Here is a 20,360-nt window from a genome sequence, read left to right as displayed (position 1 = left end):
GATTCCATGAGCACCCTGGGCATCCGGACCGTGCTGCACCCGGTCACCGACCTGGCCGCCGCGAAGGCCGTGTACGCCGCGTTGCTGGGCGTGCCGGCGACCGCCGAAAGCGCCTATTACGTCGGCTTCGAGGTCGGCGACACCCACGTCGGCCTGGTTCCAGGCGGCGGGCCGCAGGGCATGACCGCACCGGTCACCTACTGGGCGGTCCCCGATCTGGAGGCGAAGCTGGCAGAGCTGACCGCCGCCGGAGCCGTGGTCGGGGAACCGATCCGCGATGTCGGCGCGGGCCGCCGGGTCGCCACGGTGATCGACCCCGACGGCAACGTGCTCGGCGTGCTGCAGGACAACTGAAACCACCCCACTCGAACGGAGACGACGATGACCACGAAGTCCTCTGCCACGAAAACCTCGGCCGCGGTGAGCTTCTCGACCGCGGAACGCGCCGCGATGAAAGAGCATGCCCGGGAACTGAAGACCGCCGCACGCCGCGGCGGCAAAGCCGCGAAGGCGGACGGCACCGCCGATGTGCTGGCCAAGATCGCCACGATGCAGCCCGCCGATCGAGCACTGGCCGAACGGATTCACGCCATCGTGACCGCCGAGGCGCCGGATCTCGCCCCGAAGACGTGGTACGGAATGCCGGCCTACGCTCGCGACGGCAAGGTGGTCTGCTTCTTCCAGAGCGCCGAGAAATTCAAATCTCGGTACGCGACACTGGGTTTCAACGACACCGCGCGCCTCGACGAGGGCACGATGTGGCCGGTCACCTACGCACTGACCACGCTGACGGCCGCCGATGAGCAGCGGATCGCGGACCTGGTCCGCGCCGCGGCCGCCTGAACGCATCCGCGGCGCCGTCCCCTGCCCATTCCGGCGGGCCGACATCGTGAAACAGGTTGTCTCGGCAACTTTTGCATTCGCCGAAAACGCGTAGAATTCCAGCAGGTCGGGACAGCTATTTGGAGCCCTATCATGATCAGGAAAAGGAATTCACACTCGAAATTCGCACGATTGGCGGCCGCCGCCGGAATAGCCGCGGCTGCCGCGGTTCCGGTCGTCGCCGCCGCGACGCAAGCGTCTGCCGCGACACCCAACTCCGCGACCCAATCCGTCGACAGCCCCGGCTGGGGTAACGGCGGCGGCTGGGGCCACGGTGGTGGCTGGGGGAACGGCGGCTGGGGTTGGGGTAACGGCGGCGGCTGGGGCCACGGAGGCTGGGGGAACGGCGGCTGGGGTTGGGGCAACGGGGGCGGCTGGGGCTGGAACCCCGGCTGGTGGAACCCCTTCGCCGGCGGCTGGGGAAGCTTCTAGCGCCGATGACCGGGCCCGGACACGCACCGCGTGCCGGGCTCGGCCGCATCGAATACCGTTGCCGTGCCACCGAATTCGACCAACCGGGCAGAAACTGGTGACCGAATGAGAATCGTGTGTATCGGTGGCGGGCCCGCCGGACTGTACTTCGCCATTTCGATGAAGCGCCGCGACCCGGCCCATGCCATCACGGTGATCGACCGAGATCCTCCCGGCTCCACCTACGGCTGGGGCGTCGTGTACTGGGACGACCTGCTCGACATCCTGTATCGGAACGACCCAGACAGCGCGCAGGCGGTGCGCGCCGGCTCGGTCCTCTGGCGTGAACAGGCGATTCACGTGGGCGACGAGCGCACCGCGTACTTCCCGGGCTACGGCTTCAGTATGGGGCGCGCGGCACTGCTCGACGTACTGTCGCGCCGGGCCGTCGAACTCGGCGTCGACGTCCGGTACGGCCGCGAGGTCCACGATCTGTCCGGCTTCGACGACGCCGATCTCATCCTCGCGTCCGACGGCGCGAACAGCCGGGTGCGGCAGTTGGACGATCATCGGTTCGGAACATCGGTGACCCTCGGCGAGAATCGCTATATCTGGCTCGGCACCGACAAGGTCTTCACCCGATTCACCTTCGCCTTCGAACACACCCCGGCCGGCTGGATCTGGTTCCACGCCTATCCGTCGATCGCCGGGAGAATCAGCACCTGCATCGTCGAATGCCAACCGCAGACCTGGCACGGGCTGGGATTCGATTCCCCGGACACCGCGGCGAATATGAGTGTCCTGGAAGACATTTTCACGCACGTGCTCGACGGCCACTCGTTGATCAGCAAGTCGCGAGCCGAAAATGCAAGGTGGAGTTGCTTTCCCGAGGTGACCAACAAATCCTGGTATCACGACAATGTGGTGTTGCTCGGCGACGCGGCGCATACGACGCATTTCACGATCGGTTCGGGCACCCGGTTGGCGATCATCGACGCCATCGTGCTCGCGCAGAGTTTGTACGAACACGGCGAGATCGCCGACGCGCTGGAGGATTACGACGCGCAACGGCGCGCCGCGATGCGCCCGATTCAGGCCGCCGCCCGCACCAGCATGACCTGGTTCGAACGCGCCGACCGGTATCTCGACCGCGATGCCGTGCAGTTCGCCTATGCGATGGCGGTCCGGCACGGGCTGCAGATGCCGTGGCGCTACCAGATGCATCTGCTCATGCAGATACCCGCCGCGCGCAGGTCGCGGCGCGTCGTCGATTCCGGACGGCGGTGGTGGCGGGCCGCGCGGCGAGGGGAACTCGCGATGGGCCGGCACTGATCCGGACGGGCCCGCCCTATTCGGCTGCGCGACCGCTCTCGTCGCGATGCAGCACCCAGGTGCCGCGGCCGGCGGCCTTGGCCCGGTACAGGCCCACATCGGCATCGTTCAACAGTTTCTCGGCGTTCGCGCCCGCGACCGGGGCGACGACGGCGCCGATGCTGGCCGACATCGCCAGCAGATCGGAGGGACCGACGGGCACCGGTTCGCGCAGGGTCGCGAGCATGGTCTCGGCGGCGGCGTGCGCGGTCTTCTCGTCGCAGGGCGGTGCGAGCAGCGCGACGAACTCGTCGCCGCCGATGCGGGTGACGGTGACCGACGGTGAGGTCAGTGTCGCGTCCAGCCGCCGCCCGACCTCGGCCAGCACGCTGTCGCCCGCGCGGTGTCCGTAGCGGTCGTTGATCAACTTGAACTCGTCGAGGTCGAGAAAGCACAAACCGATGTGGTCGGCGGGGCCGGCCGTCGCGACGATGGCCTCCAACTGCTCGAGCAGGCAGTGCCGGTTGGGCAGACCGGTCAAGGGGTCGTGACGCGCCTGCCACCACAGCTTCTGCTCCATCGCGCGGCGCTCGGTGATGTCCTCCCCGACCGCGAGCAGGCGCAGATCACGTCCGCCCGCGCCGCGCACCAGCGTCATCGTCCACGCACCCCAGCAGACGGTGCCGTCGGGGCGGCAGAAGCGGCCTTCGAAGTGCACGGTGCCGTGCCGGCGCTGGTACAGATCGACGACCACCTGCTGGAGCTTGTCGCGATCCTCGGGGTGCATCAGATCCAGCCCCGCGACCCCCGGCACATCCTCCGGTTTCATCCCGACCATCCGCGCCGTGGTCGGGTTGGCTTCCAGCGTGATGCCGTTGCTGTCGTACAGCGCGATCGCCACCGCCGCGTTGTCGAACACCACCCGGAACCGCTGGTCGGCTATCTCCTGGCTGTCCTGGTGGACCTTCAACAACTCGGCGCTGTACCCGCGCCCGAGTTCGCCCAGGAGGGCGCCGAACCGCTGCGTGCGATCCGGCCGCTGGGACCGCTCCAGCAAACAGGCCAGCACCGTCGCGGACGGAGTCATCAGGGCGGGGTCGGTCAGCTTCCACCGCACCATCTCGACCCCGACTCGGTACGCGGGCGAGGGATCGAACGGTTCGGCCGACATGGCGGCTTCCAGGTCGACGATCCATTCCGTCAACTGGGGCAAGCGCGGCAGAGCCGCCGGCACCCCACCGCAATCGACCAGGGCCGCCGACCAGTCCCGCGCTAACTCGGCAGCCTCGCGCCTGTCCATCCGCGAGGACCTTCCTCCATCGCCGGACCCGCAGGGCCCGGCACCGACGACCCTCCCCTTTCGCTAACAACGAGCATACGAAAGAACCGCCCTGTCGTGTGGTCGACGCCATGAACCGGCGCCCTACCGCGGGGACCTATGGCCCGCATCGATCGGGCAAACCCCGACGACCTCGCTTCGAGCCGAGCTTCGAGATTTCCGCACTCTCCCGTCGGCTCGACCCCGGACATGAGCGCGAATACGTTGAGCTGGCCGAGAGCGGTCGGCTCGAACGAAAACGGGGGAAAGATGTCGGCTGACGATAGCGGGGTTCGGCAGGGCGATTCCTGGCCACGGCGGGTCGGCGCGCTCCTCAGAATCCTCGTACCACAACGTCGTTCGCTGCTGGCGGCGACGGCGCTGCTCGTCGTCGGCACCGGGTTGTCGCTGGCGCAGCCGCTGCTGGCGGGGCAGGTCGTGCGAGATGCGTCGTCGGGCGCGACGATCGCATGGTCGCTCGCGGCGTTGGTGGGGGCTTACCTCCTGTATGCCGTGGCCGACACCGGCGGCACCTACATTCTTGAGCGATCCAGCGAATCCGTGCTCCTGTCCGTACGTCGTCGCCTGACCGGGCATCTGCTGCGGTTGCGGATTACCACGCTGGAGTCACAGCGGGTCGGTGATCTCATTTCCCGGGTCACGCTCGATTCGACCGTGATCCGTAACGCCGTCGGCAGCAGTCTCGTCCAAATAGTCACGGGCGCAATCACACTCGTCGGCACCGTGGCGGTGATGATCTATCTCGACTGGCTGTTGTTCTCGATCGTCTTCGTCACCGTGGGTGTTGCCGCAGGGGCGATGTTGCTGGTCATGACCAGAATCGAGGTGGCTTCGGTTCGATTGCAGGAGAGCGTCGGCGCGCTGTCGGCCGATATCGAGCGCGCGCTGAACGGTGTGCGCACGGTCAAGGTCAACAATGCCGAGGACCGCGAACACGAGCGGTTGACCGAGCTGGCCGGTGCGGCGTTCGCCGCCGGCGTGCGCGCGGCCCGGCTGAAGGCGCTGGGAAATCCGGCGATGCACCTGGCGGTGACCGGATCGTTCGTGGTGTCCCTGCTGGTCGGCGGCGTGCGGGTGGCGAATCATCAGATGGAGCTGAGCAGTCTCGTCACGATGATGCTGCTCGCGATGAATCTGCTGATTCCGGTCGGCGATCTGTTCAACGGCTCCGTCGGTTTGCAGAAGGCCTTGGGCGCGCTCAGCCGGATCGAGTCGACACTGAGCCTGCCGGCCGAGGATGTCGACGAGAGTGCTCACGACGGCCTCGAACCGGCCGGTTCGGTGATCGAGCCCTACTCGGAGAACGGACATCCCGCACTCGAATTCCGGGACGTGCGTTTCTCCTATGACGAGCGGCCGATTCTGCACGGCGTGAGTTTCTCGGTACCTCCGCGGGGACATGTGGCCCTGGTCGGCCACTCGGGTGCCGGAAAATCCACCGTACTCTCCCTGGTGAGCCGGTTCTACAATCCGGACACCGGCGACATTCTGCTCGGCGGCCGGTCCTACGCCGGTCGGCCACGCCGGCTGTGGCGCTCGGAGATCAGTTTGCTGGAGCAGAACGCGCCGCTGCTGTTCGGCAGTCTCCGCGACAATCTGACCTATCGGCAACCGGGCCTCGGCGACGACGATCTACGACGCGCGACCGAGCTCGCCGGTCTGGCCGATCTGCTCGCCCGGCTACCCCGCGGCCTGGACACTCCGGTGGGTGAGCACGGCGTTCTGCTCTCCGGCGGCGAGCGGCAACGCGTGGCACTGGCCCGGGCGCTGATCCGCCGCCCGGTCCTGATGCTGCTCGACGAGCCCACCGCCATGCTCGACGCCGAAACCGAGAAGGCGCTCAACGTCACCATCCGGAACGTGCGAAAAGAATGCGCCCTCTTGGTGATCGCCCATCGGCTGTCCACCATCCGCGAGGCCGATACCGTCCTGTTCCTGAAGGACGGGCGGATCGTCGACAGCGGCCCGCACGACGAACTGGTCGCCCGCAATGCCGACTATCGGCAGTTGGTGGGGGCGAAGGTGTGAATCGGCGGCCGTTCAGCTCGACAGTGTCGCGAGTGCGGCCGGGTCGAACAGATCCCGGATCCGGTTCCACGGGAGTTGAACCGGGTAGTAGTCGCCCCGAGCGTGGGCGACCGGGAAGTAGACGGTGAGTCCCGCCGGGGCGGGCACCCAGGCGGCGAAATCGTCAGCGCCGGGAGTGTGGGTGAACAGCGTGGGCCCGTCCGCGGGCACCAGACTCTGCGCGGCGGTGGCGAGCGCGCCCCAGGCCTGACCAGGGTCGCGGAGGGCCGTCGGCAGCATGACGGGTTGTGCGGTGCCGGTGTCGATCACCACGGTGCCGATCTGGTTGACCGGGTGCGGGCCGCCCTCCCACGTGTGGTCGGCAATCAGCACGCCCGCGACGACATGCGCGCCGATGCGGGTGACGCGGCTCGTTTCGCCGCAACGGAGCCGGGCGGCGTGCAGTGCGCCGTTCGCCGCGCCGCCGCTCAGATCGGCCAGCGATGCGCGCATCGCCGAGTTGAACCGATCGCGGACCGCCTGGTCACCCGCCTCGAGTTGCGGCAGCACGACGTCGGTCGTCAGGCTCGGAGTCTGCTCTCGTACCGGCACGGTGATGCCGCTGTAAGGCCCTGCCGACGGCGCGGCGGGACGCGGACAACCGGCGTCCTGATCGGGCGCCGCGGTCATCTGCCGAGCCACCGGATCGGACGGGGTGGGCGCCGAAGCGCCGTCGTTCCCCGCGCCGCAGCCCGACAGCGCGACAGCACCGACCACGATCGCAATCAGAACCGACCTTTTCATTGCGAACTCCCCCACTCTCAGCGGCGAACGGCAGCATATATCGGCCTCACATTTCGGCGCGCTGTTTCGTCCACAGTGGAAGGGGCCTGTACCGAACGAGGGAGCGACCATCATGACCGACCCGGAATCGAGCGCCGTGGTGACCGAGCGGCGGGCACTGCTCAACCTCGCCTACCGGCTGCTCGGCTCCCTCGCCGAGGCCGAGGACGTGGTGCAGGAGACCTACGCGCGCTGGTACGCCATGTCCCCGGAACAGCAGCGGGCCGTCGCGGCGCCCGGGGGCTGGTTGCGCACCGTGGCCAGCCGCATCTGCCTGGATCTGCTCGGTTCGGCGCGGGCCCGGCGCGAGCGTTATGTCGGGGAATGGATTCCGGAGCCGGTCCCCGACCGCGGCGAATGGGGCGCACCCGCGCCGACCGATCCGGCCGACCGAGTGACGCTCGACGAATCGATCAGTATGGCGTTTCTCGTCGTGCTCGATTCCATGACGCCGGCCGAGCGGGTGGCCTTCGTCCTGCACGATGTCTTCCGCTACTCCTTCGCGGAGATCGCCGATATCGTCGGCCGCACGCCCGCGGCCTGCCGCCAGCTCGCCTCCTCCGCGCGCCGCCGGGTCCAGACCTCGGCGAGTCCGTCTCGCGACGAGCGCGCCGAGGTCGTGAGGGACTTCAAACGGGCCTGGGAAACGAAGGATATCGAGGCATTGATCGAGATTCTGGATCCCCGGGCCGTCGCGACGGCCGACAGCGGCGGCCGGGTACCGGCCTTCCGCGATCCGATCGACGGCGGCGAGCAGATCGCGCGAGCGTGGATCCAGATCGCCTCCCGCGCAGGAGAAGTCACGCTGCTCGAGCGGACCGTCAACGGCCAGCCCGGCCTGGTGGCGCGGATCGACGGCACCATCGCGACCGTCTACGCCTTCGATATCGCCGACGGCCGGATCACCCGCATCTGGGCGATCCGCAATCCGGAGAAGTTGCGGCAGTGGACGGACGCTTGACCGGACGAAAGCGGTTCGCGCGGAACGGATTTCTACGCGAATCGGGCATCCGCGGCGCGGCGCGATTTTCGGTACTTTGGATACGGTCACCGTTACGACCGGGCTGACACCGTGGGGAGCGTCGAGCGGCGCCGGTAGCAGGGAGCACAGTATGGCCGAGGCCGAGGTATCCGAGCAGATCGAACTGGTGGAAGAGGACTTCCACGACGATCCGCACAAGTACTACGAGCGCTGGCGGGCCCGAGGGCCGGTGCACCACGTGCGATTCACGCACGAGCGCGGGATTCCGTGCTGGGTCGTGGTGGGCCACGCGGAGGCGCGGGCGGCGCTCGCCGATCCCCGACTGCACAAGAACTCGGCCGGCACCATCGACCTGTTCCGGCGCAAAGGCTCTGCGGTGCTGTCGAATTCGGATGCGCAGGCCTTGAGCACCCATATGCTCAATACCGATCCGCCCGAACATACGCGGCTGCGGAAGCTGGTGAACAAGGCCTTCACGCCGCGGCGGGTGGCGGCATTGCGGCCCCGCATCGAGCAGATCGCGGCCGGACTGCTCGACGAGGTGGCGGCGCACGACGAGGTCGACCTGCTGCACGCGTTCGCGACCCCGCTACCCGTCACCGTGATCTGCGAATTGCTCGGGGTTCCCTTCACCGATCGCGACGATTTCCAGCTGTGGACGAAGATCCTGGTGGGCGCCGCCGGAGATCTGACGGATCGCGACCGCGCATCCGCCGACATGGGCGGATATCTGACGGCACTGCTGGCGGACAAGCGCGCCCGGCCCGGCGACGACCTGCTCTCGGGGCTGGCCACCGAATCCGACGACGGCGACCGTCTCACCGATCCGGAATTGGTGGCGATGGCTTTCCTGCTGTTGGTGGCCGGCCACGAGACGACGGTGAATCTCATCGGCAACGGCACCTTCGCGCTGCTGCGCGACCGGCCCCAATTCGATGCGCTGCGTGCGGTTCCGGAGGGCATCCCCGCCGCCGTGGAGGAATTTCTGCGGGTCGACGGCCCGGTCGGCTGGGCCACGGTCCGGTACACCGAGGAACCCGTCGATATCGGCGGAACCGTCATTCCCGCAGGCGAATTGGTCTACGTCGCCCTGTCGGCGGCCGATCGCGATCCCGATCGATACCATTCGCCGGACGCACTCGATATCGGCCGAAAACCGTCCGGACATGTGGCTTTCGGCCACGGAATCCATTTCTGCGTCGGCGCTCCCCTGGCCCGGATGGAGGCGGCCGTCGCCTTCACCGCTCTGCTGGATCGCTTCCGAAGCTTGCACTGGCGCCCTCGTTCATTCCGCGGTGGCAGCCGAGCCTGCTCATGCGGGGACTCACCGAACTGCCGGTGCGCCCGCACGGATAGGCCGAACCGACCGGCTCATCCGGTCGGCAGCGCGGTCTTCGCCGCCACCGCACGCAGCGCGGTGCGCAGCCCTCGTCGCGAACGAGAAGGCGCGCCGTCCGCTGCGGCGAAGGGGAGGTACCCGAGAAACTTTCGCTCCGAGGCGGTTTCGGGGGCGTCGTCGGAGGTCGCGGTGAGAAAGCGGTCCGGCAGCGCCAATTTGTGGATCGTACGGAGGGTGAGGGCGTATTGCCGCAGCAGTGGACCCGTGGTGTACGGCAGATCGAATTCCTCACACAGCGCTCGCACGCGGGTGGCGATCTCCCGGTACCGGTTGCTGGGCAGATCCGGGAACAGGTGGTGTTCGATCTGGTAGCACAGATTGCCGCTCATGAAGGCCTGCACCCGCCCGGCATCGAAGTTCGCGGTGCCCAGCATCTGGCGCAGATACCATTCCGCCTTGGTTTCCGATTCCAGCACCGACGGCATGAATTTCTCCGCACCGTCGGGAAAATGCCCGCAGAAGATCACCAGATACGCCCACAGGTTGCGCAGCAGATTGGCGCCGAGATTGGCGAAAAGTGTGCGCCGCCAGCGTTTTCCGCTCAAAGCCGGAAACAGCACGTAATCCTTGCCGGCCTGCCGCATCAGCTTTCCGAGCAATGCGCGGGTCTGGCCGGCCTTCTCGGCGGGATCGGCCGCCCGGTCGTGTGCGGAGTCCAGATCGTGCCAGGCGATACCCCATTCGAACGTCGCCGCCAGCAGCACGTTCTGCAACGGTTGCAGCAGCAGGCGCGGGTGCCAGCGCTGATCTCTGGTCACCCGCATGACGCCGAAGCCGATATCGTCGTCCATCCCCAGCACGTTGGTGTAGAGGTGATGGCGGACGTTGTGGGCGTAACGCCACTGCGCGGACAGCCCGGCCATATCCCACTCCCAGGTGGTGGAGTGGATTTCCGGGTCGTTCATCCAATCCCACTGGCCGTGGGAGACGTTGTGCCCGATCTCCATGTTCTCGACGCTCTTGGCCGTCGCCAATCCCGCCGTACCGAGCAGCCAGGCGAGGCGGCCGCGGCCGCCGAGAATGATCAGTCGCGCGGCGGCGTCGAGAGTGCGCTGAAAGACGATCGTCCGGCGAATGTAGTTCGCATCGCGCGCTCCCAGATCGGCCTCGACATCGGCGCGAATGCGGTCGAGTTCACGACCCAGCGCCTCGATATCGGCGGGCCCGAGATGTGCGTACGCGCCGATCTCGGTGATTGCCATGGTCTACATCCTCGAAGTGGTGTGTGGTGGCGCGAACGCCCACCGACGAGGACATATGCGGGGACCCGCCGATCCCCCGAGCCTACCCGCACCCGATGAACAGCCCGCGACACGACCGAGGTGTCGCGCGACCGCGTGTTCATTCCAGCCAGGCGTCGCTGCGCGCCGCCCACGGATTGCATTCGTGCAGCGACGGTTCGGCGGCGGAGGCGGGATCGCTGCTCGGATGCATACCCCATCCGAACCAGTTGGCGACGTTCTGGTTGGTCCCGTGCCAGCGTCGTTCGCCCGGCCGATCGCCCGCACCGGCGTTGTTGGTGTAGGCCCGGTCGGCCAGGCTCCGGGTGATCGAACCGCGTCCGGTATTGACGCCGTAGAACATCCCGGAGAAACACCAGGCCTGCAGCTCCAACCGGCGGTTGAGCAGGTCGACCTCCGGTCCGCTCCAATTCAGTGCCGAGGCCCGGGCCTGGAAGGCGGCCATGATCCCGGTGAGCTGTTGTACGTGGTGCTCGTACTCGTGCGAGAGCACCGCGAGCACATTGCCGACTCCGTAGCCGATGACCGGGGCCATGGTGTCGAACGGCATCACGATCGTCCGGTCGGCCGCACAGTAGAACGCTTCCCGATTGCTGCCGGTGGAACTGCACGCACCGTGGTAGTCACCGATCCGGGCGCCCGCCCACAGAGCGGGCGAGGACATGGCGATCCGGAAGTGGGCCAGGGTCGGCGCCCATGCGGCGTCGTGGCAGCCGATCGCGGCCCGGTAGTAGGCCTCGGCACCGTCCGGAGTGTTCCGCCAGCCGGGCAGCCGGCAATCGACACTCGACAGGCCCACGCCCTGTTCGCCGAGTACCGGATTGCCGCCGAGCTCCGGATCGGATTTCACCGGGCCGGTATACGGACGATTTCCGGCACCCGCCGTCGGGCCGGGTGTGGACCGCGCCGTAGCCTGCGGCATGACCGGCGAGTCGACGGGTGTCGGCGAGTGGGCCGTCGCGCAACCGCAGAGCAGCAGAGCGGCGACAGCTGAAAAGATCCCCCCACGAAGCAATTTCACGCCCTACTTGTACCAGAGCTCGCCCGCACCTGGTCGGCGACAACCATCTCCCCGCCGGTCAGCTTCCGAGCTCGGACGCGGAGTCCGACCCTGCGGTGCCGGTCTGGCGGAGGAAGTCCGCGATCACCTCCAGTTCCGGTTCCGAATAGCGCTCGAGCAGTTCGTCCATGCGGCGGTTCATGCCCGAGAAGACGTGGAACAGTTCGGCATTGCGTTCGCGAACGGCGCGCAGGGTGACCGCGCGCCGGTCGCTCGCCTCGGGGTCGCGTTCCCGGACGATCCAGCCGCCCTTCTGCAACCGGTCCAGGACGCCGGTGAGGGTGGCCGGGTGCAGGCCGGTGCGCCGGGCGAGGGCGGTCGGCGAGATCGGGCCCTGCCGGTTGATCAGGTCGAGACAGGTCCAGTCCACGTCGCGGAGTTCGACCCGGCCGCCGAATCGCCGGTTCAGCAGGGCCAGCTGAATGTTCAAGTCGCGCAACGCGTTCTTGACGTCGACGGTCAGCCGGCGCCGTTGGTGCGCGGCCGCGCGATCCGCCTCCGAGCTCATCGGCACCCTCCGGTCGATTCATACGGTTTTCATATGATATCCCCGGCGCGAACTGCTCCGACGGGTCAGTGCGGTTCGACCCGGAACACCGCGATGCGCTCGGCCGCCGCCGCCACCCCGTCGGGCGTCGCCGAGTCGGCCAAACCGGTTGTGACGAAACGATTCCCGACACTGACAGGCCCGGATCCGACCAGTTCCCGCAGCAGATCCCCACGCTGCCCGACCGGAACCTCGACCAGTCGCGCGGTCGAGGATGTGCGCCCGCGCGTCAGCGTGACCGACTCGGCCGCCCGCACGTTGGCGACCCACGCCGCCCGGGGATAGGCCTGCACGATGTAGCGCCCACCGTTCAACTCGTTGACCGCGATCGGGAATGTGCGCGGTTGTCCGCTGCGCCGACCGGCGACGGTGAGCAGTTGCATCGGCCCGAAACCGATTCCCAGCCGTTGCAGGCCGACGACGAGCGGATTGAGTCGATTGACCATCCGCCGATACCGCTGCGCATCCATGCTCCGGAACCTCCGCTACTTTCGAAACCATATCCTATGAGTTTCATACTATATCCACACGATATCACTTCGGATAGTCCCGAACGTCCGGATTCACCCGCCGGACCCGTCAAGGGCCATAGGCCCCAGAGGTGGCGCAAGTGCGCCAGAACACACCTCCGGCTCGGTGTCTCCCAGGCGACAGATCGGCAAACACCGTGCACACGCCCTATGAACCTGTGTCACCTGCATATTTGCCGGGCAACAGGCAAGACCGTCCGCACCCCGGATACGAACGAGCGCGGGTAACGATCATGAGCAATGTGAACTATCGTCCGGTCACGAATCGATAACCCCTCTTTCGCTTCGGGAGACCTTGTGCTCGAGCTCGACCATTTCAGCCACGGCTGGGTAACCCCGGTCCTGGCGTATCTCATGTCCTTCATCGGATCCGTTCTCGCGCTGCGCTGCGCCACGCACGCCCGGGCCTCGCGCTGGCCGGGCGGCTGGTTGATCGCCGCGGCCGTCTCGCTCGGCGGCGCCGGTATCTGGGTCATGCACTTCACCGCCATGCTCGGTTTCTCGATCCACGGTGCGAACATCCGCTACGACGTGCCGATGACGCTGCTCAGCGCGGGTATCGCGATCGTCGTGGTCTGGGCCGGACTGTCGATCGTGGTGCGCGGGCACCGGGAAGCGATCGCACTGCCCCTGGGCGGGATGATCACCGGCTTCGGCGTCGCGGCCATGCACTACCTCGGCATGCATGCCATGCACGCCGGCGCACACATCGAATACAGCACCGGACTGGTGGCCCTGTCGCTGCTGATCGCCGTCGTGGCGGCGACCGCGGCGCTGTGGTTCGTCCTGCACGTGCGCGGGTTCTCCGCCACCGTCGGCGCGGCGCTCATCATGGGCCTGGCGGTATGCGGCATGCATTACACCGGAATGGCAGCCATGACCGCGCACCGCATGGACAACATGTCCGAACCGGCCGGTGGGGTCGACTCGGTGCAGCTGCTGACCCCGCTGATCATGGTGGTCACGCTCGTCACCATCATGCTCGTGGTCCTCGTCGGACTCGCGGAGGTCGACGGACCCTCGCGTCGCGAGAATCCCGACACCCCAGGCGATCTCGATCTCGCCGACAGCGGCCGCGCCTGGCCACGCGCCTACACCGAGGAATCGCCCGCACCCGATCAGCCGGCATTCGGTTTGCAGGCGATCTCGAAGCGGCAGTCGCCCCGGCGATAGCCGGGCGATCCGGACGATCGGCCGAGCGACAGCTCAGCCGATCGTCCTCCGGATCCATTCTTCCGCAGCGGTTTTCGCCTCCGCGACCGATCGCGCACTGACCTCGCGCACCATCCGGCCGTCGGCGGCTTCCACCCGCCACGCACAGGTGGTCCGCGTGGTCGGCTTCACCAGAGCGCGGGCGTCGCCGAACGCCTTGACCAGCCACCAGCGGGTGCCGTCACCGGCCAACTCCCAGCCGTCGACCGCATCCGAGGGGCGCACCGGCCCGAACGGCTCGTCGTCGGCATCAGCCCGGGTCTCGGCCACCGGCCCCCTCCTCCGCGATTCACGTTGCAGTCCAATGCTGGTCGAGCTCGATGCACATTGTCGCGCAACATGTCCTCGCGGCGGATTCGAACCCCCGGATCGGCGAGCCGCGTGGCGTACCCGCCGCCGGCCTCAGAAACGGCGAGCGCCGGTGACCGGCATCTGCCCGATCGCCGATCGGATGACACCCTCACCGCTCGTCGCGGCGTGCACGACCGTGCCGTCACCGGCGTAGAGAGCGGAGTGACCGCCGCCGTAGAACGACACCAGATCGCCGGGTTGCAGCGTATCCAGGTCGACCGGCGTACCGGCGGACAACTGGTCGTAGCTGGTGCGCGGCAGGTCCACCCCGACCTGCCGATACGCCCACTGGACCAGGCCCGAACAGTCGAAGGCGTCGGGTCCGGCGGCACCCGAGATGTAGGCCGAGCCGATCTTGGTCTCGGCGACCTCGAGCGCCCGCTCACCGACCGATTTCATGGACTCCGGCGGGGCCGGAGTGATTTCCGGGAAGAGCCCGGGAATTGTGAACTGCGGTGGTAGCGAAATTCCCGGTACGACCGGGACGGGGAATGGCGAGTCGGCGTGTGCCGGGCCGGCGGTCGCCACCATCGTGCCCGCGGCGCCGAGCAGGACGACCAGCGATGCCGCGGTCGACCAGGCCTTACGACGCAAACGGCGGGTACATCGACCCGCCTCGGTTCCTGCCATGATGCGTTCCTCCGAGTCTCGTAGCGAGAGCAGATTTCCGAAACACCACGGTGATCAGTCGATCGTTGGATCCGGGGAGCCATGATTCGCCACGGTCGGAGCGAAACCAAATACGAACACACCAATTCGAATAACGAAACGATAAATTCGCGAAATACCTCAGATATCGGCGGTATCTCGATACAATCCCTACGGTCGTCCGGCGGGGGTTTCGGACGCATCCGGGCCGGTCGCCAGCAGGGAATGACGACGGCTGTAGCTCAGGTAGACGACCGCGCCGACGGCGAACCAGACGGCGAAGCGCAACCACGTCACCGGCTGCAGATAGGTGATCAGCCAGATCGAGAAGCCGATCCCGAGCAGGGGTACAACCGGCATCAACGGCGTGCGGAAACTCCGCGGCAGATCCGGACGGCGATAGCGCAGCACGATTACCGCCGCACAGACCACGATGAACGCCAGCAGGATGCCGATGTTGGTCAGCTCGGCGGCCTGGCCGATCGGCAGCAGCCCCGCGATCAGCGCCGACGCGACACCGACGATCCAGGTGATCCGGGTGGGCACCTGGCGCACCGGGTGCGTTTTGGCAAACCACCGGGGCAGCAGGCCGTCGCGGCTCATCGAGTACCAGACGCGGGTGACGCCGAGCATGAAGGTGAACAGCACCGTCATGATGCCGACGATGGCGCCCGCCGCGATCAGACTGCCCAGACCGGGCAGGCCGACCGATTCGAACGCGGTGGACAGCCCGCTCTCCGGATCGATGTCGGTGTAGTGCTGCATGCCGGTGAGGACCAGGCAGACCAGCACGTAGAGCACCATCGACACCGCCAGCGACAGCAGGATCGCCTTGGGCAGATGGCGTTTCGCGTCCACCGACTCCTCCGCCGCGGTCGACATCGCGTCGTAGCCGAAGACCGCGAAGAAGACGGTCGCCGCCCCGGTGACCGCGCCGGACATGCCGAACGGGAAGTACGGGTGGTAGTTGGCGGAGTCGATGTGGAAGAACCCGACCGCGATCACCACCAGAACAACCACGATCTTCAGGCCCACCACGAAGGTTTCGAATCGCGCCGCGGCCCGGATACCCAGATTCAGCAGGGCCGCGATGAGCAGGCACAGCAGCGCGGCGAACAGATCCACCACATGGCCGTGGCCGGTTCCCGGCGCGCCCAGCATCCATTCGGGGAGCCCGATATTCAACTGTCCCAACAGGAATTGGATGTAGCCGGAGATACCGATCGCCACCACCGACACGATCGCGGTGTATTCGAGCAGCAGATCCCAGCCGATGAACCAGCCCACCGGCTCGCCGAGGACCGCGTAGCCGTAGGTGTAGGCCGAACCCGCGCGCGGGATGAGCCCGGCGAATTCGGCGTAGGAGAGCGCGGCGGCGGCGCTGGCGATCCCGGCGATCAGGAAGGAGACCAGCACGGCCGGGCCGGCGGTCTGATTCGCGACCGCACCGGCCAGGGTGAAGATGCCGGCGCCGATGATCCCACCCACCCCGATGGCGGTGAGCTGCCACAGCCCCAGCGTGCGATGCAGGGTGGTGGCGGATTCGTCCTGGATCTGGTCGATCGGCTTGCGCCGGAAGAACTCTCGCAGAGCGGGACCGGTTCGCATGGGCGCTCCTTGTCCGAGGGCGGCGCTGGTGAGCCCACAGTACCGATCTCCCCGGCCGGTCGCCCGGTATCGGCCGTGACGAACCGACGGCCGGCCGCTCGCAATTCCGTGAAACACGTTCTAGACATAGAGGCCTATTTGTCTTACCGTCGATACATGAGCACGACGATGTCTCACGAGGCACGCTTCACCTTGCGGTCCGGCGAATCCTGGCGCGACCCCTGGCCGATGTACGCCGCCCTGCGCGAATCCGACCCGGTACACCACGTCGTCCCCGAGAGCCGCCCACACGAGGACTACTACGTCCTGTCGCGCTACGCCGACATCTACGCGGCCGTACGCGATCCCGAGACGTTCTCCTCCGCCCAGGGGCTGACGGTCGACTACAACAACCTCAGCGAGATCGGGCTCGGCGAGAACCGGCCGTTCGTCTTCACCGATCCGCCCGACCACACCGTCTTCCGGCGCCGGGTGGCCAAGGGCTTCACGCCGCGGCAGGTCCAGGAGATCCGGCCCGCGGTGGAGGCGTTCGTGATCGAGCGGCTCGAGAAGCTGCGCGCGGCCGGTGGCGGTGACATCTCGGTGGAGTTGTTCAAACCGCTGCCGACCATGGTGGTGGCGCATTATCTCGGTGTGCCGGAAGAGGATCGGGCACAGTTCGACCGATGGAGCGAGGCGATCGTGGCGGCCTCGGCGACCGGCGGCATCGAGCACGCGCAGGAAGCGGTCGGTGAGCTGACCCAGTACTTCATCGCGATGATCGAGAAGCGCAAACGCGAACCGGCGGACGATACCGTCTCACATCTGGTCGCCTCCGGACTGGGCGCCGACGGCGACTTCGGCGAAATCCTGCAGATCATCGGCTTCGCGTTCACGATGATCACCGGCGGCAACGACACCACCACCGGAAATCTCGGCGGCGCGGTGCAATTGCTGACCAGCTCTCCCGAGCAGCGGCAGCGTCTGCTCGACGATCCGAGCCTGATACCGGGGGCGGTCGACGAATTCCTGCGGATGACCTCGCCGGTGCAGGGCCTGGCCCGCACCACCACCCGCGATGTCGAGATCGAGGGCGTCACCATTCCCGCCGGCCGCCGGGTGCTGATGCTGTACGCGTCGGCCAATCGGGATGAGCGCGAATACGGTTCGGACGCAAGCGAACTCGATGTGACGCGCAATCCCAAGAATATTCTCACCTTCGGCAACGGCAACCACCACTGCCTCGGCGCGGCCGCGGCCCGCATGCAGGCCACCATCGCGCTGCGGGAACTGCTGGCCCGCTGCCCGGACTTCACCGTGGACCTGGACGGCGTCCGATACACCGAGGGCAGTTACGTGCGCTGGCCGGTCAACGTCCCCTTCGTCCCGGCATGAGCGATCAGGCGCGGAGGCGGGAGCGAAGCGTAACCACGCAGCGCCCGCTCATGCCGACGAAAGGCACAGCATGAGCGACTGGCTGGCGCATCCGCGTTCCCTGCAGGCGGCCGAGCGGATCCTGGACGCGGCCGCGAGCCTGTTCTCCGAACGCGGCGTGAACGCGACCCAGATGGGCGATATCGCCAAGGCCGCCGGCTGCTCACGGGCGACGCTGTACCGCTACTTCGACAACCGGCAGGCGGTGCAGCTGGCGTATGTGCATCGTGAGGCGCGGCGGGTGGGCGCCCGGGTGACCGCCGAGATCGGGGCCATCGCCGACCCGGGTGAACGCGCCGTCGCCGGAGTGCTGGCCAGCCTGCGCGCGGTGCGTTCGGATCCCCTGTTGATCGCCTGGTTCCGGCCCGACGACGCCGGGGCCACGCTGCAGATCGCCCAGACCTCCGAGGTGATCGAGGCCATCGCCCGCTCGCTGTTCGCCACTGAAACGGCCCCGGCACCCGATGAGGCACACGAGGATTGGACCCGGCTGGCTCGCTGGCTGACCCGCATCATCGTCTCCCTGCTCACGGTGCCCGGCCGGGACGAGGCCGAGGAGCGCGACATGCTGGAGCGCTTCATCGCTCCCCTCCTCGCCCGGGCGGGCTGAGCACACCGGCCCGGCCGACGGCACCGCCCCGGAGCCGTCCCGGCGACGGCAACGCCCGCACACCCTTGCGCACACGGGCATTGCCCAGCAGGCTTGGGATATGGATTCGCTCATCATGTCCGCCCGCGACCTCGATTTCCTGCTCTACGAGTGGCTCGACGTCACCGGGCTGACCGAGCGCGAACGCTATCGGGAGCACAGCCGCGAAACCTTCGATCAGGTGCTCGCGCTGAGCCGGGAACTGGCCGAGAAGTATTTCGCCCCGCACAACCGCCGGGGCGATCTGCACGAGCCGACCTTCGACGGCGAGAAGGTGCACATCATTCCGGAGGTGGCGACGGCGCTGTCCGCCTTCGCCGAGGCCGGATTCGTCGGGGCCGCGATGGACGAGCGAGTGGGCGGTATGCAATTGCCGCACACCGTTTTCACCGCGTGCATGGCATGGTTCTACGCCGCCAATGTGGCGACCGCCAGCTATGCGCTGCTGACCATCGGCAATGCCAATCTCCTGGCCGCACATGCCGATCCGGATCAGCTCGACCGGTTCGTGCGGCCGATGCTGACCGGCCGCTACTTCGGCACGATGGCACTGTCGGAACCGCAGGCCGGTTCCTCGCTGGCCGACATCACCACCAAGGCCGTACCGCAGGACGACGGCACGTACCGGTTGTTCGGCCGCAAGATGTGGATCTCCGGCGGAGACCACGACCTGTCGGAGAACATCGTGCATCTGGTGCTGGCGCGCATTCCCGGATCGGACGCCGGAACGCGCGGCATCTCGCTGTTCATCGTGCCGAAATACCTTCCCGCCGAAGACGGTTCGCTCGGCGAGCGCAACGATGTGGTGCTGGCCGGGATCAACCACAAGATGGGCTGGCGCGGCACGGTGAACACGGCGCCGGTCTTCGGCGACGGCGCGTTCACCCCCGGCGGCGCGCCGGGCGCGGTCGGCTACCTGGTGGGTGAGCCGAATCGCGGACTGACCTACATGTTCCACATGATGAACGAGGCGCGCCTCGGCGTGGGCCTCGCCGCCACCGCGCTGGGATACACCGGATTCCTCAAGGCGCTCGACTATGCCCGCAATCGGCCGCAGGGCCGCCCGGTGACCGCGAAGGGCGGTGCGAGCGCGCAGGTCCCGATCGCACAGCATCCGGATGTGCGCCGAATGTTGCTGGCGCAGAAGGCGTATGCCGAAGGCGCGCTCGGCCTGCAGTTGTACTGCGGCACGCTGATCGATCGCCAGCGCAGCGCCGTGGACGCCGCGGAGGCGCAGCGCGTCGCCCTCCTGCTGCGGGTGCTGACCCCCATCGCCAAGAGCTGGCCCAGCCAGTGGTGCCTGGCCGCCAACGACCTCGCCATCCAGGTGCACGGCGGCGCCGGCTACACCCGCGACTACGACGTCGAACAGCATTACCGCGACAACCGCCTGAATCCGATTCACGAAGGGACACATGGCATTCAGAGCCTCGACCTGCTCGGCCGGGCGGTGGTCGCGGACGGCGGCGCGGCGCTGACACTGCTGCTCGACACCATGGGTGAAACGGTCGACCGCGCTCGCGCGACCGGCGACGGCGAACTCGGCGATTTCGCCGACGCGCTGGCCGCGGCCGCGGGACGTATCGCGACCACCACCGCCACGGTGTGGCGCGACGCCGATCCGGAAGCGGCGCTGGCGAATTCGTCGGCCTACCTGGAGGCGTTCGGACATGTGGTGCTGGCCTGGATCTGGCTGGAACAGGCGGTGGCCGCCGCCCGCGGATCCGAGGACTTCCACCGCGGCAAACGGGCCGCCGCACGGTACTTCTTCCACTGGGAATTGCCCCGCACCGCACCGCTTTTCGATCTGCTCGACGCGATGGATCGCACCACGACCGACCTCGACGACGCCTGGCTGTAGCACAGCGGGCCGGACACGCCCACCCCTCCTGGCGATATTCGGCCATCGAGGTGCCAACTAATCTGG

Annotated in this window: 19 protein-coding genes and 1 pseudogene; 11 read left to right on the top strand and 9 right to left on the bottom strand. The window is 67.5% G+C overall.

Annotation, left to right across the window (positions count from 1 at the left end; translation table 11 throughout):
* Positions 1–6: 6 nt before the first annotated feature.
* The 4 genes from ON23_RS03505 (at position 7) to ON23_RS03495 (ending at position 2,625) form a co-directional block, all read left to right on the top strand.
* A complete protein-coding gene (locus ON23_RS03505) occupies positions 7–354 on the top strand; it encodes a VOC family protein (protein ID WP_039776332.1) in 348 nt (115 codons plus the stop codon).
* A 27-nt stretch (positions 355–381) separates the two neighbouring features.
* A complete protein-coding gene (locus ON23_RS03500; RefSeq protein WP_051041925.1) occupies positions 382–843 on the top strand; it encodes an iron chaperone in 462 nt (153 codons plus the stop codon).
* A 132-nt stretch (positions 844–975) separates the two neighbouring features.
* Positions 976–1,314, top strand: a complete 339-nt coding sequence (locus ON23_RS38405) for a hypothetical protein (protein WP_167331838.1) — start codon at positions 976–978, stop codon at positions 1,312–1,314.
* A gap of 105 nt (positions 1,315–1,419) precedes the next feature.
* Positions 1,420–2,625 (top strand): FAD-dependent monooxygenase, encoded by a 1,206-nt coding sequence (locus ON23_RS03495; protein ID WP_039776275.1) that lies wholly within the window; start codon positions 1,420–1,422, stop codon positions 2,623–2,625.
* A 16-nt stretch (positions 2,626–2,641) separates the two neighbouring features.
* Here the strand turns inward: ON23_RS03495 and ON23_RS03490 are convergent, their stop codons facing one another.
* Positions 2,642–3,904, bottom strand: coding sequence for a diguanylate cyclase domain-containing protein (locus ON23_RS03490; protein WP_063821213.1), 1,263 nt, complete (start codon positions 3,902–3,904; stop codon positions 2,642–2,644).
* A gap of 288 nt (positions 3,905–4,192) precedes the next feature.
* Between ON23_RS03490 and ON23_RS03485 the strand changes: the two genes are divergently transcribed.
* Positions 4,193–5,971 (top strand): ABC transporter ATP-binding protein, encoded by a 1,779-nt coding sequence (locus tag ON23_RS03485; RefSeq protein WP_039776273.1) that lies wholly within the window; start codon positions 4,193–4,195, stop codon positions 5,969–5,971.
* 12 nt (positions 5,972–5,983) lie between these two features.
* Here ON23_RS03485 and ON23_RS03480 read toward each other — a convergent pair whose 3' ends face one another.
* Positions 5,984–6,754, bottom strand: coding sequence for a hypothetical protein (locus tag ON23_RS03480; RefSeq protein WP_051041921.1), 771 nt, complete (start codon positions 6,752–6,754; stop codon positions 5,984–5,986).
* Between the two features lie 112 nt (positions 6,755–6,866).
* On the opposite strand from ON23_RS03480, the gene sigJ reads away from it, so the two are divergent.
* The gene (gene sigJ, locus ON23_RS03475; RefSeq protein ID WP_039776269.1) at positions 6,867–7,754 is read left to right on the top strand and encodes an RNA polymerase sigma factor SigJ; all 888 of its coding nucleotides are present in this window, start codon (positions 6,867–6,869) and stop codon (positions 7,752–7,754) included.
* A 151-nt stretch (positions 7,755–7,905) separates the two neighbouring features.
* A pseudogene (locus ON23_RS39680) lies at positions 7,906–8,979 on the top strand (cytochrome P450 family protein); the annotation flags it as partial.
* A gap of 167 nt (positions 8,980–9,146) precedes the next feature.
* Here ON23_RS39680 and ON23_RS03465 read toward each other — a convergent pair.
* From ON23_RS03465 to ON23_RS03450, 4 genes are all read right to left on the bottom strand, one after another.
* Positions 9,147–10,376, bottom strand: a complete 1,230-nt coding sequence (locus tag ON23_RS03465; protein WP_039776266.1) for a fatty acid desaturase family protein — start codon at positions 10,374–10,376, stop codon at positions 9,147–9,149.
* 139 nt (positions 10,377–10,515) lie between these two features.
* On the bottom strand, positions 10,516–11,265 hold the full coding sequence (locus tag ON23_RS03460; RefSeq protein WP_039776264.1) for a neutral zinc metallopeptidase: 750 nt from the start codon (positions 11,263–11,265) through the stop codon (positions 10,516–10,518).
* A 229-nt stretch (positions 11,266–11,494) separates the two neighbouring features.
* The gene (locus ON23_RS03455) at positions 11,495–11,983 is read right to left on the bottom strand and encodes a MarR family transcriptional regulator (protein ID WP_039776263.1); all 489 of its coding nucleotides are present in this window, start codon (positions 11,981–11,983) and stop codon (positions 11,495–11,497) included.
* 65 nt (positions 11,984–12,048) lie between these two features.
* Positions 12,049–12,492, bottom strand: coding sequence for a nitroreductase/quinone reductase family protein (locus ON23_RS03450; protein WP_210744044.1), 444 nt, complete (start codon positions 12,490–12,492; stop codon positions 12,049–12,051).
* Positions 12,493–12,849: 357 nt separating this feature from the next.
* Here ON23_RS03450 and ON23_RS03445 point away from each other — a divergent pair, with 357 nt between their 5' ends.
* Positions 12,850–13,725, top strand: coding sequence for an MHYT domain-containing protein (locus ON23_RS03445; protein ID WP_223273490.1), 876 nt, complete (start codon positions 12,850–12,852; stop codon positions 13,723–13,725).
* Positions 13,726–13,758: 33 nt separating this feature from the next.
* Here ON23_RS03445 and ON23_RS03440 read toward each other — a convergent pair whose 3' ends face one another.
* The 3 genes from ON23_RS03440 to ON23_RS03430 all read right to left on the bottom strand — a co-directional run bounded on the left by ON23_RS03440 (position 13,759) and on the right by ON23_RS03430 (position 16,371).
* The gene (locus ON23_RS03440) at positions 13,759–14,034 is read right to left on the bottom strand and encodes a hypothetical protein (protein WP_039776261.1); all 276 of its coding nucleotides are present in this window, start codon (positions 14,032–14,034) and stop codon (positions 13,759–13,761) included.
* A 132-nt stretch (positions 14,035–14,166) separates the two neighbouring features.
* Positions 14,167–14,745 carry a C40 family peptidase gene (locus ON23_RS03435; RefSeq protein ID WP_083903670.1) on the bottom strand — a complete coding sequence of 193 codons (579 nt, stop codon included), beginning with the start codon at positions 14,743–14,745 and terminating at the stop codon, positions 14,167–14,169.
* A 189-nt stretch (positions 14,746–14,934) separates the two neighbouring features.
* Positions 14,935–16,371 (bottom strand): amino acid permease, encoded by a 1,437-nt coding sequence (locus ON23_RS03430; RefSeq protein WP_039776257.1) that lies wholly within the window; start codon positions 16,369–16,371, stop codon positions 14,935–14,937.
* Positions 16,372–16,527: 156 nt separating this feature from the next.
* Between ON23_RS03430 and ON23_RS03425 the strand changes: the two genes are divergently transcribed.
* From ON23_RS03425 to ON23_RS03415, 3 genes are all read left to right on the top strand, one after another.
* Positions 16,528–17,745 carry a cytochrome P450 gene (locus tag ON23_RS03425; protein ID WP_039776255.1) on the top strand — a complete coding sequence of 406 codons (1,218 nt, stop codon included), beginning with the start codon at positions 16,528–16,530 and terminating at the stop codon, positions 17,743–17,745.
* A gap of 70 nt (positions 17,746–17,815) precedes the next feature.
* On the top strand, positions 17,816–18,394 hold the full coding sequence (locus ON23_RS03420; RefSeq protein ID WP_039776253.1) for a TetR/AcrR family transcriptional regulator: 579 nt from the start codon (positions 17,816–17,818) through the stop codon (positions 18,392–18,394).
* A 100-nt stretch (positions 18,395–18,494) separates the two neighbouring features.
* On the top strand, positions 18,495–20,294 hold the full coding sequence (locus ON23_RS03415) for an acyl-CoA dehydrogenase (protein WP_039776250.1): 1,800 nt from the start codon (positions 18,495–18,497) through the stop codon (positions 20,292–20,294).
* The last annotated feature ends 66 nt before the right edge of the window (positions 20,295–20,360 follow it).

It is taken from the genome of Nocardia cerradoensis NBRC 101014, assembly GCF_000308535.1.
In the GTDB taxonomy this organism is placed as follows: domain Bacteria; phylum Actinomycetota; class Actinomycetes; order Mycobacteriales; family Mycobacteriaceae; genus Nocardia; species Nocardia cerradoensis.
This window is presented reverse-complemented; position numbering and strand designations above follow the sequence as displayed.

What these genes read in the sequence shown, in the direction of transcription:
- ON23_RS03465 (WP_039776266.1), bottom strand. Translation starts at nt 10,376, where the DNA reads ATGGCAATCACCGAGATCGGCGCGTACGCACATCTCGGGCCCGCCGAT.
- ON23_RS38405 (WP_167331838.1), top strand. Translation starts at nt 976, where the DNA reads ATGATCAGGAAAAGGAATTCACACTCGAAATTCGCACGATTGGCGGCC.
- ON23_RS03420 (WP_039776253.1), top strand. Translation starts at nt 17,816, where the DNA reads ATGAGCGACTGGCTGGCGCATCCGCGTTCCCTGCAGGCGGCCGAGCGG.
- ON23_RS03495 (WP_039776275.1), top strand. Translation starts at nt 1,420, where the DNA reads ATGAGAATCGTGTGTATCGGTGGCGGGCCCGCCGGACTGTACTTCGCC.
- ON23_RS03490 (WP_063821213.1), bottom strand. Translation starts at nt 3,904, where the DNA reads ATGGACAGGCGCGAGGCTGCCGAGTTAGCGCGGGACTGGTCGGCGGCC.
- ON23_RS03455 (WP_039776263.1), bottom strand. Translation starts at nt 11,983, where the DNA reads ATGAGCTCGGAGGCGGATCGCGCGGCCGCGCACCAACGGCGCCGGCTG.
- sigJ (WP_039776269.1), top strand. Translation starts at nt 6,867, where the DNA reads ATGACCGACCCGGAATCGAGCGCCGTGGTGACCGAGCGGCGGGCACTG.
- ON23_RS03435 (WP_083903670.1), bottom strand. Translation starts at nt 14,745, where the DNA reads ATGGCAGGAACCGAGGCGGGTCGATGTACCCGCCGTTTGCGTCGTAAG.
- ON23_RS03505 (WP_039776332.1), top strand. Translation starts at nt 7, where the DNA reads ATGAGCACCCTGGGCATCCGGACCGTGCTGCACCCGGTCACCGACCTG.
- ON23_RS03425 (WP_039776255.1), top strand. Translation starts at nt 16,528, where the DNA reads ATGAGCACGACGATGTCTCACGAGGCACGCTTCACCTTGCGGTCCGGC.
- ON23_RS03415 (WP_039776250.1), top strand. Translation starts at nt 18,495, where the DNA reads ATGGATTCGCTCATCATGTCCGCCCGCGACCTCGATTTCCTGCTCTAC.
- ON23_RS03500 (WP_051041925.1), top strand. Translation starts at nt 382, where the DNA reads ATGACCACGAAGTCCTCTGCCACGAAAACCTCGGCCGCGGTGAGCTTC.
- ON23_RS03480 (WP_051041921.1), bottom strand. Translation starts at nt 6,754, where the DNA reads ATGAAAAGGTCGGTTCTGATTGCGATCGTGGTCGGTGCTGTCGCGCTG.
- ON23_RS03430 (WP_039776257.1), bottom strand. Translation starts at nt 16,371, where the DNA reads ATGCGAACCGGTCCCGCTCTGCGAGAGTTCTTCCGGCGCAAGCCGATC.
- ON23_RS03485 (WP_039776273.1), top strand. Translation starts at nt 4,193, where the DNA reads ATGTCGGCTGACGATAGCGGGGTTCGGCAGGGCGATTCCTGGCCACGG.
- ON23_RS03450 (WP_210744044.1), bottom strand. Translation starts at nt 12,492, where the DNA reads ATGGATGCGCAGCGGTATCGGCGGATGGTCAATCGACTCAATCCGCTC.